13 protein-coding genes are annotated in these 15,979 nt (G+C 70.3%); 7 read left to right on the top strand and 6 right to left on the bottom strand.

The window, feature by feature from the left end; all coding sequences use genetic code 11:
• Window positions 1-17: 17 nt before the first annotated feature.
• A complete protein-coding gene (locus tag VF106_RS45465) occupies window positions 18-641 on the top strand; it encodes a GntR family transcriptional regulator (protein WP_330846293.1) in 624 nt (207 codons plus the stop codon).
• On the opposite strand, the gene VF106_RS45460 is transcribed toward VF106_RS45465, so the two are convergent.
• Complete coding sequence (locus VF106_RS45460; RefSeq protein WP_330846292.1) at window positions 638-1,552, bottom strand: aldo/keto reductase; 915 nt, start codon at window positions 1,550-1,552, stop codon at window positions 638-640. The genes VF106_RS45465 and VF106_RS45460 overlap by 4 nt on opposite strands.
• Before the next feature lie 18 nt (window positions 1,553-1,570).
• Entirely contained in the window at window positions 1,571-2,443 is an 873-nt protein-coding gene (locus tag VF106_RS45455; protein ID WP_330846291.1) for a TIGR03564 family F420-dependent LLM class oxidoreductase, read from the bottom strand.
• A gap of 81 nt (window positions 2,444-2,524) precedes the next feature.
• On the opposite strand from VF106_RS45455, the gene VF106_RS45450 reads away from it, so the two are divergent.
• The 3 genes from VF106_RS45450 (at window position 2,525) to VF106_RS45440 (ending at window position 6,926) form a co-directional block, all read left to right on the top strand.
• Window positions 2,525-3,418 carry a LysR family transcriptional regulator gene (locus tag VF106_RS45450; protein WP_330846290.1) on the top strand — a complete coding sequence of 298 codons (894 nt, stop codon included), beginning with the start codon at window positions 2,525-2,527 and terminating at the stop codon, window positions 3,416-3,418.
• Between the two features lie 517 nt (window positions 3,419-3,935).
• A complete protein-coding gene (locus VF106_RS45445; protein ID WP_330846289.1) occupies window positions 3,936-5,186 on the top strand; it encodes a hypothetical protein in 1,251 nt (416 codons plus the stop codon).
• 300 nt (window positions 5,187-5,486) lie between these two features.
• On the top strand, window positions 5,487-6,926 hold the full coding sequence (locus tag VF106_RS45440; protein WP_330846287.1) for a hypothetical protein: 1,440 nt from the start codon (window positions 5,487-5,489) through the stop codon (window positions 6,924-6,926).
• Window positions 6,927-6,939: 13 nt separating this feature from the next.
• On the opposite strand, the gene VF106_RS45435 is transcribed toward VF106_RS45440, so the two are convergent.
• The 3 genes from VF106_RS45435 to VF106_RS45425 are packed head-to-tail and all read right to left on the bottom strand — an operon-like array spanning window position 6,940 to window position 10,458.
• Window positions 6,940-9,138 (bottom strand): hypothetical protein, encoded by a 2,199-nt coding sequence (locus VF106_RS45435; RefSeq protein ID WP_330846286.1) that lies wholly within the window; start codon window positions 9,136-9,138, stop codon window positions 6,940-6,942.
• A 16-nt stretch (window positions 9,139-9,154) separates the two neighbouring features.
• The gene (locus tag VF106_RS45430; RefSeq protein ID WP_414639217.1) at window positions 9,155-9,856 is read right to left on the bottom strand and encodes a B3/B4 domain-containing protein; all 702 of its coding nucleotides are present in this window, start codon (window positions 9,854-9,856) and stop codon (window positions 9,155-9,157) included.
• Complete coding sequence (locus tag VF106_RS45425; protein ID WP_330846284.1) at window positions 9,853-10,458, bottom strand: LysE family translocator; 606 nt, start codon at window positions 10,456-10,458, stop codon at window positions 9,853-9,855. The genes VF106_RS45430 and VF106_RS45425 overlap by 4 nt, the downstream gene beginning before the upstream one ends.
• Window positions 10,459-10,487: 29 nt before the next feature.
• Here VF106_RS45425 and pdxR point away from each other — a divergent pair, with 29 nt between their 5' ends.
• Window positions 10,488-11,939 (top strand): MocR-like pyridoxine biosynthesis transcription factor PdxR, encoded by a 1,452-nt coding sequence (pdxR, locus tag VF106_RS45420; RefSeq protein WP_330846283.1) that lies wholly within the window; start codon window positions 10,488-10,490, stop codon window positions 11,937-11,939.
• Between the two features lie 49 nt (window positions 11,940-11,988).
• Complete coding sequence (locus VF106_RS45415) at window positions 11,989-13,728, top strand: serine/threonine-protein kinase (protein WP_330846282.1); 1,740 nt, start codon at window positions 11,989-11,991, stop codon at window positions 13,726-13,728.
• Window positions 13,729-14,094: 366 nt separating this feature from the next.
• Here the strand turns inward: VF106_RS45415 and VF106_RS45410 are convergent, their stop codons facing one another.
• Window positions 14,095-14,967: a virginiamycin B lyase family protein gene (locus VF106_RS45410; RefSeq protein WP_330846281.1), complete on the bottom strand. Its 873-nt coding sequence runs from the start codon at window positions 14,965-14,967 to the stop codon at window positions 14,095-14,097.
• Between the two features lie 158 nt (window positions 14,968-15,125).
• On the opposite strand from VF106_RS45410, the gene VF106_RS45405 reads away from it, so the two are divergent.
• Window positions 15,126-15,979: zinc-dependent alcohol dehydrogenase (locus VF106_RS45405; protein ID WP_330846280.1), on the top strand; the 854-nt coding region annotated here is incomplete at its 3' end.

The raw sequence follows: 15,979 nt of genomic DNA, 5'->3' as shown, positions 1-15,979 counted from the left end.
GGCGTTGAGGGGTCTCGATGGGTGACATGTTCGACGAGCTGCGTGCCGCGATCCTGCGCGGCGAGTACGCGCCGCTCCAGCGTCTCATCGAGACCGACCTGGTCCAGCGGTACAACACCAGCAGGTCGGTGCTGCGCAACGCGTTCACCCGGCTGGCGACCGAGGGCCTGATCGAGCTGCAACCCAACCGAGGCGCGCGTGTCCGGGAGATCTCCGTCGACGAGGCGATCGAGATCACCGAGATCCGCCGCGCCGTCGAGGGCCTGGTCGCCGCAAGGGCCGCGGAACGCGTCACCGACGACGAGGTCACCGAGCTACGCGCACTCGGTGACCGGATGCGTGCCGCTGTCGAGAACCTGGACATGCTGGGCTACTCGGAGCTCAACGCCCAACTGCACAGCACCGTCCGCCGCATCGCCCACCACGGCACCGCGACGCGGATCATCAGCCAGCTACACGGGCAGATGGTCCGTCACCAGTTCCGCCTGGCCCTCGTACCGGGCCGCCCGTCGGTGTCGCTGCCAGAGCACCTGGCCATCATCGACGCGGTCTGTGCACGCGACCCCAGGCGGGCCGAACAAGCCATGCACACCCACCTCGACAGCGTGCTGAAGATGCTGACCACGGTCGCCGGCGGTTAGGCCGCGGTGAGCCGGTCGACCTCGGCCGGTGACAGCGTCAGCGTGGCGGCGGGCAGGATCTGTTCGAGCTGTTCGGTGGTGCGGGCGCTGGCGATGGGGGCGGCGATCCGAGGACGGGCGAGCAGCCAGGCGAGCGCGACGGCGGCCACCGTCGTGTCGTGGGCCGTGGCGATCTCGTCCAGCGCGGTGAGCAGCGCGACGCCACGCTGGTCGAGGTAGGCGCGTGCCCCCTCGGCGCGCTGGGACTCGACCGCATCGCCGTCCGGCCGGTACTTGCCGGTCAGGAAGCCCTTCGCCAGCGCGAAGTACGGGAGCACGGCGAGGTCCCAGGCGTCGGCGACGGGCAGCAGCGTGCGCTCGAAGTCCCGTTCCACGAGGTTGTAGTGCGGCTGCAGCACGGTGAACTCGGCGAGCCCGTGCTCGCGTTGGAGCTCGAGCGCGGCGGTGAGCCGCTCCGGCGTGTAGTTGGAGGCGCCGAGGTGGCGCACCGTGCCCGCCCGCACGAGATCGTCGAAGGCACGCAACGACTCCTCGAGCGGTGTCTGCTCGTCGTCGAAGTGCGCGTAGTAGACGTCGATGCGGTCGGTCCGCAGGCGCTCGAGCGAGGCGTGCGCCTCCTGTTTGATCGTCTCGGCACGCAGGTTGCGGACCGCTCCCCGGCCGCCGCCGACCTTCGTGGCCACGACGATCCGGTCGCGGTTGCCCCGGTCCGCCATCCAGCGCCCGATGATCGTCTCGGAGCGGCCGTGCTCGACGAGGTAGGAGTTCGCGGTGTCGACGAAGTCGCCACCCGCCTCGGTGTAGGCGTCGAGCACCGCCCTGGACGTCGCCTCGTCGGCGGTCCAGCCGAACACGTTGCCGCCAAGGCAGATGGGAAAGACGTCGAGACCAGTGCGTCCAAGAGAGACCATGTCCCCACCCTAGGCGGCTCAGCGGAGCGCGGTGACGACGTCCAGTAGGTGGTCCTGCTCCTGCTTCGTGCCGATCGGGCTGACGACGAGGTCGGTCGCCCCCGCGTCGCGGAACCGGCCCAGCTCACGGAGCACGGTGGCCTCGTCACCCGCGACGATCGCGTCCGCAGGCCCGGCGAGCCCACCGCGGTCGAGGATGGCGCGGTAGGCGGGGAGTTCGTCGATGATCGCGAAGTCCCGCGCGATCGTGTCCCGCAGGCCGTCCGGGTCCTTGGTGACGGACGCCATCACCAGCACCACCACCCGCGAGTCGTCCCCGAGCCTTGGCACCAGATAGTCGGCGACCGTGTCGGGCCTGACCCACACCGCGATCGTGCCGTCGGCGAGATCACGGGCCAGCTCGAGCATCCGAGGTCCCAGCGCGGAGATCAGCACCGGTGGCTCGGGCGCCTTGATGGCCAGCTGGGTGTCGACGGTGAAGAACTCGCCGGAGTACTTCACGTGTTCCCCGCGCAGCAACGGGCGCAGAACCTCCAGGTACTCGCGGGTGTGGCTGGCGGGTTTGGTGTAGGGGATGCCGAACCAGCCGGTCATGGCCAGTTCATGGCTCGGCCCGATGCCCAGCGTGAGCCGACCGCCGGTGAACGCCTGCACGGTCAGCGCCTCGGTCGCCATGACGACGGGGTGGCGGGGGTAGGTCGGCACGACCGCGGTCCCCAGCTCGGCCGGCCCGTCCCCCATACCCGTGAGCACGGTCAGCGGGTCCCAGCCGCCGGGGTGCTGGTTGGACCAGACGCTGTCGAGACCGCGGGCCGCCACAGCCGCGGCCTGCGCCCGCAGGTCCTCGATGGAGGCGTCGCCAGAAGGGATGAGGTGAGTTCCGATCCGCATGCGCCAAGTCCAGCGCGCCCCCGGCGCCAGAGCCAGATCCACATCGTCCGCGCAGCGATAAGGTTTTGTTATCGTCGCGGTGTGGAGCTGCGGGCACTGCGGTACTTCGTGACGGTCGCCGAGGAACTGCATTTCGGGCGGGCCGCCGAGCGGCTGCATATCGCACAACCGGCGGTCAGCCAACAGATCGCCCGGCTGGAGCGCGAACTCGGTGTCCAACTGCTCGACCGGTCACCGCGCCGGGTCCGGCTGACCGACGCCGGCCGCCGAGTCCTCGACGCGGCACAGGACACCCTCGATGCCGCCGACCGAGTCCGTATGGCCGCCGAGGCGCCGACCCGCGCCACCGTGCGCATCGGCACCACGGCCGGGCTCACCGCGCGTCTGGAACGAGGAATCGACGCACTCCGCGAACGAGCACCGGCCTTCGACGTCGTGCTCGTCGACCTGCCGGTGACCGCCCGGCTCAACGCACTGCGACGCGGTGACCTGGACCTGGCACTCGCCCGCGGCGTGCTTTCCGCGCCAGGGCTACGGGTCCTGCCGACGTGGTCGGAACCGCTGCGCGCGGTCGTGTCCAGCCGTCATCCCGCCGCCACCCGCGAAACGATCAGCATTACCGACCTCGCCGACAGCGTCCTCCGCTTCCCGGCCCGGGAATGCGACCCACCGCTGCACGACGCCCTCGAAAACGCACTGTGCGAAGCCGGCGCGCGCCCAAGGCTCGGCCGCCCCGCGGGCACGGCCCAGAACACGATCGTCGAGGTCGGCTCCGACCCGACCAGCTGGGCCGTGCTGCCGGCAGACCAGGTAGCGGAGACCGACTCCGCCCGAGTAAGGGCAATCGCACTCGACCCGCCGATTTCCGTTGTGGGCAGCGTCATCACACCCGAAAGCACCCCGACCCACTCGGCGGCATGCGCGGTAACCGCCTTCCGCGACGCCGTGACCCCCACCCAACGGCCCGTTGACTGACAACGAATCCGTGTCGAAAGACAGCCGGCGGTGGCGAGCTCAGCGGGGCGTTCTCGATGAGGTGACTGACGCTGTCCAATCCCAGCTGTCCTCGGACCCGTTTGCCGGCGGGGATGTTCGAGTCGCCGTGGAGCCGGCCTCGGTGCCGCCCGACGGGAGCGACTGGCATTGGCACGTGACATTCACTGTTGGCGACTTGGAAATTGAGGCAATCCTTGGTGCCGACCGTAATGAATTCTACTTTGAAGATGACCAAGGCTACTTTGAAGACATTGTTGACGCGAGTGATGCGGTAGAATACCTACGACAAAGAATCGTTCGACGGGATCAAGGAAAATAGTTTCAAGGCAGGGCGGCCGTCGTGGCCACGGTCCTCGCGCTGCCGCCGTCGCACCACTGACAGTCGACGCCGAGGGCCCGACTGGGCTCTTGACGGATGCGATCAACGTGACGAAAGATAATCTCTAAGAAACGCGTCAGTCAGTTAACTCTTCACATCGCGCGCTTGGAGGTCACGGTGCGGGTCTTCCGGGTTGTTCTTCCGTTGCTGGCGATGGTGGGGGCCATGCTCGTGGCGCCGGGCGTCGCGAGTGCCGCCTACAGCGATCCGCTCACCACGACGACCAAGCAGAGTCTGGTCTGGCACGCGACGCCGACCGCGGCGTTGACCGCGTTGGACAGCGCGCTGCCCAACGTCAGCGCGAACACCGTGGTCAACGACGCAAACTACGCGATGACCGGCTGCAACAGCAACGAGAAATCAGCGTTGCCCAAGGTGCCGACGACCAACATCGCCATGTGTTGGGACGCCGACCGGGCCGAGAGCACGTCCTGGGTCCCGCAGGGCATCACGACCTCCGGCGACGCCGACGACGACGGGCTGTGGGGCCCGGACAAGGTCATCCTGTCCGGCTGGCACGGCACCGACACGCTCGGCCGGTACAACGACGCCCGGATCCACTTCATCAACTACAACAACCCCTCCTCCCCCGCCTTCCGCATGGTCTACCTCGCGGTGCCGAACAGCACCGGCAGCACGTTCTCCGCGGCGAAGGCGCACATGGGCGGGATGGCCTGGTACGGCGACAAGATCTACGTGAGCGCGGTCGGCAACACGAACGTCGCGATCCGGGTGTTCAGCACCGCGCACATCCTGCAGATGACCGACAGCGCGAGCGCCATCGGCAGGACCTCCGCCGGCTACGCCGCCTACGGCTACAAGTACGCGATGATGCAGGTCGGCTACTACACCTACGCCTCCGGCACCTGCGGCATGTCCTCCGACACCGGCGTGCCGTGCTTCTCGTCGATCTCGCTCGACCGCAGCACGTCGCCGGACAGCCTGGTGACCACCGAGTACTTCTCCGACCAGAGCCTGCACGGCCGGCTCTACCGGTACGGCATGGGCGCGAACTTCCTGCTCAACGCCAACTCCTCCGGCACGGTCGCGGCCACCGACGCCTTCCGCAGCTACGTCGGCAACATGCAGGGCGTGCTGTCCAACAGCGGCAAGTGGTACGTGGCGCACAGCTCAGCGGTACAACCCGGCTCGCTCTGGACCCAGACCACCGCCAAGAGCACCTCGTTCACGTGTGGGACAACGCCGACCACGGCCTGCTGGGCCGTCCACCCGGAGGCCCTCACCTACGACTGGGCCACCGGTCTGGTCTGGTCGCAGTCCGAATGGTCCACCGCCGACTGCGCGGCGGCGAACCAGAGCTGTGGCCGTGCCGTGTTCGCCGTGCCCCTGTCGTCCCTGCCTGCCTGACCTCTTCGCGTCGCCCAATATCCTCTGGCCGGTTGGGCGAACGGTGAGCGCGAAGGAGAACGATGACCGGACCGGGCATTCCGCCACAGGGCCTTGTGCCGCAAGGGTTCCAGCAACCGGTCGCCCCATCCCGGACGCCGGTAGGGCGCGTTGACCGCCGTGCTCCTCGTCGGGCTCGTGGTCGGCGCCGGTGGAGTCGGTCTCGCGTGGGCACCCAACCCCGGCATCTGCCGCGGATGACCATCCCTCGGCAGGTAGAGTGCCGGGTATGACGAAGAGAATCGAGTACGTTCTCGGCCGGTGAGCGCGTCCAGCGAGCGTGACGCGCTCGACCGCCCGGTTTCCTTGTTCGAACACGCGCAGAGGCTTCACCGGTCGTATCCGGACGAGCCGTTTCCCGACGACGGCCGGCCGTTACCCGGTGAGGCCGACCAGCCACATGTCCCGCACGAAGAACGCAGGCTCGGTCTGCTGGCCGCGTTGCGGGAGTTCATCGGCGACCCGACCCTGTCGGCCCAGGACCTGCACGACCAGTGCGCCATGACGTCGTTCAGACCCGGGGATATACCGTCGGTGCTGCGGAAACTCGCGCCCGAGCCGTCGCAGCGGCTGCTTCGGACGGCACGCTGGTTGATCCGGGACGGCACGGACCTGCGCGCGGTGGCGGTCGGGTTGGGCTTGTTGCGTGGCAACGCCGAACGACGCGACGTCGCGGCGCTCAGGATCATCGGCCGGTTGCGGTGCGTGGAGCGGCTCGCGGTCGAGGCGCTGGCAGCGATACCCGGCGCGGAGCGAGACCTTGTCTGGTTGGCCGAGCGGGCGGGCCTCTTTGCCCGGATCCGCGTCGTGGAGACGTTGGTGGACAGCGACGACCCGGCCGTGCGTGACTGGGTGCGGTCCACGCCACGGGACCTGTTGTCCAGCGATCTCGCACGGCGGATCGCCGAACGGCACGGGCTGGCGGAGCTGCTCCACGAGTCGGTCGTGACCGACGCTGTGTGGGACCAGGCCGGAAACCTGTTGCTGGCGATGACCGACACCCGCGACAACCAGTCGGAGATCGGTCGCTACGAGGCGGCGGTCACTGTCTACGAGCGCTGGGTCGCGCTCGCTGACCGCAGGCCGGCCACACTGGAACGTGCCGCCCTGCTGGCGATGGTCGCCGAGGATCTCCGCACCGGACCAGCGGCCCCGGTGGCCCGTGGTCTCCGTGGCCCTCTCGTCGACCAGATCGAACGCGTGCTGTCCACCCGCTCGTGGGTGGAGATGCTGGCCGACAGCGCGGGATCGGATGATCCCGTCACGGTCAGACGCGCTGAATGGCTCATGCGGGAGGTCGCGCGGGACAATGCGCCGCGGGGGCGGTTCGCCGTCCGAATCGTGGTGCCCGAACCGAACCCGGGCGGCTTTCCCCGCGTGGAAGCGAGGATCGTGATCGACGGGATACCGGTCGTCGCGGCGGCGTTCGACAGGGGACCGGCCGACAGCCCGCAGCGGTTGCTCCACAGTGGACGGCTGCGAGCAACGAGCGAGCCCCGGGAGATCAAGCTCGCCGAGGCGTACTGCACCGAGGGGTGTTGCGGTGGGCTGTACGTCACGATCGTGCGCGAGGGCTCGGAGGTGGTGTGGAAGGACTGGCGTTCCTCGACGCCGGGCGAGCCGCCACAGGAGATGCGGTTCGACGCGGCCGAGTACGACCGGGAGGTCACCCGAGCTGAGCGGGATCGCAGTTGGGAGTGACCAGTGATCGGTGTCAGGTCGGCCATTCGGTGATGCCCAGTTCCTCCAGCAGGGCCGTGCCGGTGACGAAGGCGGTGGCGGCGAGTTCGCCGTCGCCGTCGGCGAGTGTGCGGTACTCACGGAGGGCGGCGCGGTGGTCGCCGAGGAGGCGGTAGCTTTCGGCGAGCAGGAACCTGGCCTGCTCGGCGAAGGTCATGTCGCCGGTGCCGTCCCGGTGCTCGAACAGCTCGGCGGCACGCAGGCTCGCGTCCACGGCGTCCTCGAACCGGCCTGCGGTGTGGTTGGCGTGCGCCAGCTGGTGCCACTGCTCGGCGGTGTCGCCGCCGCGCAGCGACGCCTGGCCGATCGCCTCGTTCAGGTCCTCGACCGCGTCGGCGGCGCGGCCGGAGTCGAGCAACGCGCATGCCCGCAGGTAGCGCAGCCGACCGACCAGTCGGGCCGCCTGGCGCGGCGGGTCGGCCAGGCGCTTCTCGACGACCTCGAGCCAGTTGTCGTGCTGGGTCACGAGATCCAGCGCCTCCAAGGCCTTCTCCGGCACACCCGCGGCGACGAGGGCGTCGAGCGCGGCGGTCGCCGTCGGGAGTGACGGGCGCAGGGTGGCGGCGAGGATCAGCAGGGTGCCGAGTGCGAGGTGGTCGGCTGCCGCCTCCGCGTGCCGGCGGCCGCGCGCGACGGCGTCCAGTGCGTCGTCGCGTCCGCCGTGACTCGCCAGCAGGTACGCCAGCCAGTACTCGCCCCACGCGCAGTCGGCGTCATGGCCGAGGCGGCGCAGGGATTCGACGGCGGCCACCACGGTCGCGACACCCTCGTCGACCCGCCCGTCATGCGACACCCACAGGCCGAGCCAGCACTCGGCGAGCAGCGCACGCGGCTCGTCGCCATGCCGTCGATACGTGTCGATGGCGTGCCGCAACGACGGTTCGGTGTCCTCGCTCTGGAAGAACCTCGCCCGCAGGTCGATCCGTCGGGCGTCGAGGTGTGCGGGGAGGTCGTCGGACACGGCCGACAGGCACGCGCGTGCCTCGTCCGCCTCGCACCGCAGGTCGTGCCACACCGCCCGGGAGAGGAGTGCCTCGTCGGACAGGTCCGGCGGCGGCACCAGTCGCAGCGGCGGGCGGCTGGTCGGTGCCAGTGGCAGGAAGTCGGTGAGCGGCTCGGCGGCGAGGCGGGCGCGGATCCGATCGCCCTGGAAGCTGTTTCCGTTGCGGCGGTCGAAAGCCGCGGCGAGGTCGAGCGCGAGCCGGCGCATGCGGCGGGCGACCACACGGAACGGGCCGGTGTTGCGGTCGTCCGGGCCGAGGTCGAGCACCGTGTCCCCTCGACCGGCGCGAACCACCGCGTCGGCGAGAACCGCGGCCGATGCGGCGAACTCCATCGTGGCGTACGGGCGCCGCCGCGCCTCGAACCCGGTCATCGCGGCGAGCCAGTCGATGCCCGCGTCCGCGTTGCCGGTCAGCGCGCAGAACTCGATCACCCGACCGATGTCCTCCGGCGAGTGGAACCCGCCGGACATGCCGCGCCGGAGGCGGCGGTAGGTCAGGCTCGCCCGTTCCCACTCCCCCGCCTGTGCCAGCGGCAACAGCATCAGGCACCGAACGAGCACGACCGGCTCGTCCGACGCGCGGGGATCGTCGAGCATCGCGGCGGCACGCTGGTGCGCGAACCCGGTGTCCCCCTTGGACAGGAAGTAGTCGACGGCGCCGAGATCGAGCCACCGCTCGTCCCGATCGGTCGGCGCGGTGGCGACCCACCGCAGGTGTGCCTCGTCCGCCGCCGCCCAGTCACCGACATGCACGGCCACCGCGCGCCGCGCCGTGTAGATCTCGTGCCACGGCAGGTCGGCGTTGGTGAACCGGCGCTCCAACCCCTCCAGCGCCACACGGATGTCGTCGAGCGTGAGGTCGGGGAAGTCCACCATGCATGCGACGAGCCAGGCATACCAACGCAGCAGCTCGACCTCGTCAGCACGCTCGAACCGCCAGGTCCGCTCGTCGAACTCGCGCAGACACTCGGCGGACAGTTCGAGCACCAGATCCCACCGGCCATCCACCCGGTACGCGTCGGCGAGCAACCGCCGTGCCACGAACGTCGCCCTCGGCACGTCCCCCCGATCGGCCTCCCGCACCGCGTCCAGAAGCAACGCCGTCCGTTCCGGACCATGCTCCATGGCATCGGCCGTACGCAACGACAACCACAGATCAACCCCAGTCACACCGAAAAGCTAGCGGTTAGACCACGAACTCCGGGCTCGTTCTGCTCAGCACGGCGGTTTTCGCGCTCGTCGACCAGATGGCGGACAGTTCGTCGGCGAGGGTGGTGACGAGGCGGTGGATGTCGTCCGGGGCCGTGTCGTGCAAGGCTTCCGCGACGATCAGGACGGTGTTCGTGGTCGGCGAGACGGCCGAGCGGCCGCTCTGTCGGTTCGTCCAGCGCCGGGCGTGGGCGTTGCCGGCCTCGTCGACGAAGACCACCTCGCCGGGTGTGGGGTGCTCGGTCGTCCCGCCGAAGGTCGCGTAGGTCTCGTCGCCGGTGGCGTGGCGGACCTCGAGTGCGCCGGCGATCTCGGCGACGTCGAGCGCCGCCACCGGGATCGCGAACGCCATGGAGACCGCGTTGCACAGGTCGACGAGCGGATGGATGCTCGGCAGGGCGCCTTCCTTGCGGAAGCGCCGCAGCAGCGACTCCGAGGCGCACCGGTACTGCGTCGGCTTCAGCCCCAGGCGGGCATAGGCCCGGCGCCATGCCTGTATCTCGGGCAGTTCCGACTCGGTGCCGCCGGCGAGCCGGCGCTCGGTGACGGCGCCGTACGCCGCGACCTGCCGGTCGACGACCCGGTCCCGGCTGATCCCCTCGACGTGGAGCACGCCGGGCACGAGGGTCGGGAAGTCGTTCCACACCGTGTCGGAATGGCGGAAGCGCAACGGTTTCATCCTCCTGAGAAAGCCAACTTGGCGCTGAGCGCGACGAACGCCCCAGCGAAGACGCGACGTACCCAGGCCAGCACCCGAGGCCGGCTGAGCACCTTGTGCCGGACGGCGGCGGCGAACGCGCCGTAGCCGGCGAAGACCACGAACGTCAGCGCCATGAACACCAGGCTCAGCTCGACCATGCGTGTAACGGGGTCGCCGGGCCGGACGAACTGCGGAAGGAACGCGACGAAGAAGATCGTGAGCTTCGGGTTCAGGATGTTCACCAGGACGCCGGACACGATCACTGTGGCGGCCGAGCGGGGCGCGGCGTCGGTCTCCACGACCAGCCCGTCCCGGTCGCGCAGCGTGGTCCAGGCCAGGTAGAGCAGGTAGGCGACGCCCAGGTAGGTCAGGATCCGGAAGGCTAGCGCGCTCGTGTGCAGCAGCGCGGCCAGACCCGTGATCGCCGCCGTCACGTGCGGGACGGTCCCGAGCGTGCAGCCGGCCGCCGCCACCAGGCTGGCGCGGGTGCCTCGGGAGAGCCCGGCCGCCACCGTGTACAGCACACCGGTGCCCGGCGTGGCCACGACGACCAGCGACGTGAGCAGGAACTCGACACTCATGAGGCCCACCCTGCTGCAAGACTGGTCCGGTGAACAGGTCCAAACCGGAGGCATCTGACAGGACCATAGGTTCGGACTTCCTCCAGCTCGACATCGGCGCTGCCCCCGCCGGCGGGCGGGCGGACTGGCTCGCCCAGCGGCTGCGGCAGGCGATCACCGACGGCAGCCTCCCGGCCGGCAGCCGCTTGCCGCCCACCCGCGTGCTGGCGACCGACCTGCGGGTGTCCCGAGGCGTGGTCACCGAGGCGTACCGCAGGCTGGTGGAGGACGGGCACGTCGCCGGCCGGGGACGGGCGGGCACGGTGGTCGTGGGTGTGACGGACGCGCCCGTCCACCGCGCCACGCGCCCGACGCGGACCGGCACGGTGTTCGGCAGCCCGCCGGGCGCCGACGTCTTCGACACGCTGCGGGCGGCCGCCGCGCGGATCGACCTGTCCCCCGGCGTGCCCGACCTGACCGCGTTCCCCCGCACGGCGTGGCTGCGTGCCGAGCGGGCGGTCCTCGCGGAGCTGTCGCCCAGCGCCTTCGGCTACGGCGACCCACGCGGGACGCCGGCGCTGCGGCTGGCCGTCGCGCGCTGGCTGGCGCGCTATCGCGGGATCAGGGTCGACGCGGACGAGGTGGTCGTGGTCGCCGGGGTGGCCCAGGCGCTCGTGCTGCTCGCCGAGATCCTCCGCGCGGACGGGATCACCGAGCTCGCCGTCGAGGACCCCGGCTCGCTCGGCGCCCGCCAGCACCTGAACCACCTGGGCCTCACCACGCCACCGGTCGCGGTCGACGGCGACGGGATCCGGGTGAGCGAACTGCGTGCACCGGCCGTGTTGCTGACCCCGGCGCACCAGTTCCCGACGGGCGTGGTGCTCGGCGGTGAACGCCGGCGCGAGCTCATCAGGTGGGCCGAGGCGGGTGGGCTCGTCGTGGAGGACGACTACGACGCCGAGCACCGCTACGACCGGCCACCGGTGCCCGCGCTGCGATCGGTGCTGCCCGAACGGGTCTGCTACACCGGCAGCGTGTCGAAGCTGCTGGCGCCGGCACTGCGGGTGGGCTGGGCGCTCGTGCCGAGCCGGTACTCCTCGGCGCTCGTGGACGCCAAGCGGTACGCCGACCTCGGCAACGCCGCACTGCCGCAGCTCGTGTTGGCGCACCTCATGGAGTCGGGCGAACTGGAGCGGCAGCTGCGCTTCGTCCGCAGGCGCCACCGCCGCAAGCGCGACGCCATGATCGCGGCGATCACCACCCACCTGCCGCACGCGCTGGTGCACGGCACGGCCGCCGGCCTGCACCTGATGATCACATTCGACGCCGATCTGTCCGATGTGGACCTCGCGGCCGCGGCACTCGCCCTCGGGGTGAAGACCCAACCGCTGTCGTGGCACCGGCAACGACCCGGGCCGCCCGGGCTGGTGCTGGGCTACGGCGCGAGTACCACCACTGAGATCACCGAGGGCGTCGCCGCGATCGCCGACGCTTTGCGCTGATCGACAAGTCCTGGTGAGAAACCAACCCACCGTTGCGTATCTTCTTCACATGCCTGAACGCGAAGGCCGGCTCGTCGCCGGGCGGTACCGGTTGCGTGCCCGACTCGGCAGCGGTGGCATGGGCACCGTCTGGCGGGCCACCGACGAGTTCCTCGAACGCACGGTCGCGATCAAGGAGGTGACCCTGCTCGGCGACGTCGACGAGTCCGCGCCCGCGTTCCAGCGCACGCTCCGCGAGGCACGGACGAGCGCGCGGCTGCGGCACCCCAACATCGTCACCGTGCACGACGTCGTCCTCGACGATGGCAGGCCGTGGATCGTGATGGAGCTGGTCGAGGGTCCCTCGCTGGCGGAGGTCGTCGAGCGGGACGGGCCGCTGCCCGACGACCGGGCCGTCGACGTCGCCAGGCAGTTGCTCGCCGCGCTCGCGGAGATCCATGAGCAGGGCGTGCTGCACCGCGATGTCAAGCCGGCCAACGTCCTGCTCGCCGAGGACCGGGTGGTGCTCACCGACTTCGGCATCGCCGCGGTCGAGGGCGCCACCGCGCTCACCGCGACCAACCAGCTGATCGGTTCGCCGCAGTACCTGGCGCCGGAGCGCATCAACGGCAACGGCGCCAGCCAGGCCAGCGATCTGTGGGCGCTCGGCGTCACCCTCTACTTTCTGGTCACCGGCGACTCCCCGTTCCAGCGCGAGGACACCCAGGCAGTGCTCGCGGCCGTGCTCACCCAGGAGCCGCCGCCCGTGTCCGGGGCGCTCGGGCCGCTCATCGCCGGCCTGCTGCGCAAGGACCCCGCGGCCCGGCTCACCGCCGCGGACGCCATCGCGTTGCTCCAGGACACGGACAGGACGCGGCCGATCACGGGAGAGGCCCCGACCCGACTGGTGACGCCGCCGGACACGCCGGGTAGCCAGCGCCGAGGGCTCGTCGCACTGGCCGCGGTGGTCATACTCGTCGTCGCGGTGTTCGCCTGGGTCGCCTCGAACGCCGACGACGCCGAGAACCCCAGTAAGCCCAGCAATACCGACACCGCCAAGACCGCGGGTTCCGCGATCGCACGCATGGCCGACCGCGGCTCGGTCGTCGTCGGCGTCCTCGACGACCAGCCGGGCATCGGCTTCTTCGACAGCGCGGCCGACTCGTTCGACGGCTTCGACATCCAGATCGCCGAGTTGGTCGCGAACAAGCTCGGCTTCGCCGCCGACAAGATCACCTTCACCCCGCTCGACCTCGGCGAGCGTGAGCACGCCATCGTGACCGGCGCCGTGGACATGGTCGTCGCGGCCTATCCGATGAACACCGAGAACATGAAGCGCGTGAGCTTCGCGGGTCCGTACCTGGTCAACGCGTTGAACCTGTTGGTGCGCGCGAGCGACCCGCTGGACCCGAACGCGCTGGGCGGGCACAAGGTGTGCACGTTGGGCTCGTTCGCCCCGGCCTACCTCGAAGCGATCGACTTCGACAAGGCCGACATCGTGGCGGAGAACAGCCTGCCCAACTGTCTCGACGCGCTGTCCGAACGACGCGTCGACGCGGTCTTCTCCAACGACATCGCCCTCACTGGCTACGCGGCGGCACGACCGGACCTGTACGGCGTGCACCCGTTCTCGACGGCCACCAGCATCGCGTACGGCATCGCACTGGGACCCGACGAGAAACCACTGCGCGACAGGGTCAACGCCATCCTGACCGAAGCGTTGGCCGACGGCACATGGCAACAGATCTACGACCGCACACTGGGCGCCTCCGGCATGACGCCCACCATCCCCACGGTGGAACGGAAGTGACAAACCGGCGCCACCGGGGCGGCTGCACTGCGTCCTTGATCACCGCCAGCGTGAGGACTGCGTCCTTCACCACACTGCTCAAGTCGCGGGCGAACAGCGTGTTCATGCCACGGGCGATGTCTCGAAAGACGCGCTCATGTCGTTGAACGTCCCCATCGCGTCTTTCAGGGCACCGGCCATGTCCCCAACGCGTCCTTCGCGACGCGGCACCCTGCGGGTGCGCGCCCGGCGCGCCCGCGAAGCGGGCCCGACCAGGCCCACGCCTCTCGCAAGGTGCGACACCCGACACGATCATCGGTGGGATCGAGGTTGAACGTCCCCATCGCGTCTTTCATGACACCGGCAGTGGATCCGGGCTGGTTGGACTCAGTGTTTCGGGGCGATGCGGGCGAGTGCGCCGATCTCCAGTGCCGTCCACAGCGCGCCGTCGGGGCCGAGGGTGATGCCGTGTGGCTCGGCGCCGGGGGTGGGTAGGTCGTGTGTCTCGATGACACCGTCCGCCGTGATCGAGCCGACCCGGTTGCCGCCCCACTCGGTGAACCACAGGGTGCCGTCGTCGCCGGGGGTGATGGCGTGTGGCCTCCCGGCGCGGTCCGGGAGCGGGAACTCCGTGACGGTGCCGTCCGTGGTGATCCGGCCGACGAGGCCGGCGGCGATCGCCACGAACCACAGCGCGTCGTCTTCTCCCGCGGTGATCCCGACCGGGGCGGCGGCCGGCGTGGGCAGCGGGTGGACGCGGACCTCGCCGTCCGTGCCGACGCGGCCGATCGCGTTGGCCTGGTTCATGGTGAACCACATCCCGCCGTCCGGGCCCGCGGTGATCGCGGACGGGAACGCGCCGGCGACCGGCAGCGGGAACTCCGTGACCTCGCCGTCGGTGGTGATCCGGCCGACGCGGTCGGTCGTGGTCCCGGTGAACCACAGCGCACCGTCCGCTCCCACGGCGATGCCGAACGGCCCGCACTCGGACAGCGGAAACTCCGTCACGTGGCCGTCGGTCGTGATGCGGCCGATCCGGTGTGCCCGGTACTCGGTGAACCACAGCGCGCCGTCCGGCCCTGATGTGATGATCGTCGGCCCGGAATCCGGGTCGAGCCGGTGGTTCTCCGGTTTCCCGCCGGGCACGAGCCGACCAATATGTCCACTGTGGACTAACGTGTACCAGAGCGCGCCGTCCGGGCCGGCGGTGACGGCGTAGGGCCCGCCGCCGGGCACCGGGTGTTCCTCGATCCGTGTCATGGGGTCGTCTCCAGGCGTGGCCGGTTCGTCCACCTCGACCATAGTCGATCTTCGTGGTGTAGCGGGCTACACCACGAAGTCGGGTGTCTGCTCCCTCGCACCGGCGAGCCGGGGACGCGATCGTCGATGTCGACCACCGAACAGTGAGGAGCGGACAGATGAAGTCGGTCATCGTGAGTGGCCAGGGCAGCACCGAGGTCGTGGACGTGCCCACGCCGTCGACCGGGCCGAGGGACGTGCTGGTCCGGATGCGGGCCTGCGGGATCTGCGGCTCGGACGGGTTCTACGTCGCCATCGGTGGGATACCGCCGAGGCAGGGCGCCACACCGCTGGGGCACGAGCCGGCCGGCGAGGTCGTCGAGGTCGGCCGCGAGGTCATCGGCGTGAAGCCGGGTGATCACGTGGTCGTCAACCCGATCGCGCCGGACGCGGAGATGATCGGCAGCGGCGGCCCGCAGGGCGCGTTGTCGGAGTTCCTCCTCGTCAAGAACGCCGTCGTCGGGCGCGGTCTCGCGATCATGCCGGACGAGGTCCCGTTCCACGTCGCCGCGCTCAACGAGCCGATGGCCGTCGCGCGGCACGCCGTCAACCGCACCAACCCCAAGCAGGGAGCCAACGTCGTGATCTTCGGCGCCGGCCCGATCGGGCTGGGTGCCACGATCGGGTACAGGTTGAGCGGCGCGGCGAGCGTCGTCGTGGCCGACGTCATCCCGTCCCGGCTGGAGAAGGCCCTCGCCGTCGGCGCGGACGCCGTGATCAACTCCGCCGAGGAGGACGTCGCCGCGCGGCTCACCGAACTGCACGGCGTGGGGCGGACGGCGAGGGGCGCGCCCCGTGCGGGCACCGACATCTACCTCGACGCCGCGGGCGTGCCCGCTGTGATCGACACCGCGCTGGCGGCCGCTAAACAGCACGCCACGCTCGGGATCGTGGCCGTGCACAAGAAGCCGGTGCCCATCGACTTCCAGGCCATCCTCGCCTCGGAGGTCACCATCGTGACCGCGATGGGCTA

It is taken from the genome of Actinophytocola sp., assembly GCF_036378875.1.
Classification (GTDB): domain Bacteria; phylum Actinomycetota; class Actinomycetes; order Mycobacteriales; family Pseudonocardiaceae; genus Actinophytocola.
Note: the sequence above shows the minus strand (reverse complement) of the source record. Positions and strands in the feature narration are given on the sequence as shown.

Coding starts and splice junctions, on each gene's coding strand:
- VF106_RS45430 (WP_414639217.1), bottom strand. CDS start 9,856: ATGAAACCGTTGCGCTTCCGCCATTCCGACACGGTGTGGAACGACTTC.
- VF106_RS45425 (WP_330846284.1), bottom strand. CDS start 10,458: ATGAGTGTCGAGTTCCTGCTCACGTCGCTGGTCGTCGTGGCCACGCCG.
- VF106_RS45455 (WP_330846291.1), bottom strand. CDS start 2,443: ATGCGGATCGGAACTCACCTCATCCCTTCTGGCGACGCCTCCATCGAG.
- VF106_RS45465 (WP_330846293.1), top strand. CDS start 18: ATGGGTGACATGTTCGACGAGCTGCGTGCCGCGATCCTGCGCGGCGAG.
- VF106_RS45460 (WP_330846292.1), bottom strand. CDS start 1,552: ATGGTCTCTCTTGGACGCACTGGTCTCGACGTCTTTCCCATCTGCCTT.
- VF106_RS45415 (WP_330846282.1), top strand. CDS start 11,989: ATGCCTGAACGCGAAGGCCGGCTCGTCGCCGGGCGGTACCGGTTGCGT.
- VF106_RS45410 (WP_330846281.1), bottom strand. CDS start 14,967: ATGACACGGATCGAGGAACACCCGGTGCCCGGCGGCGGGCCCTACGCC.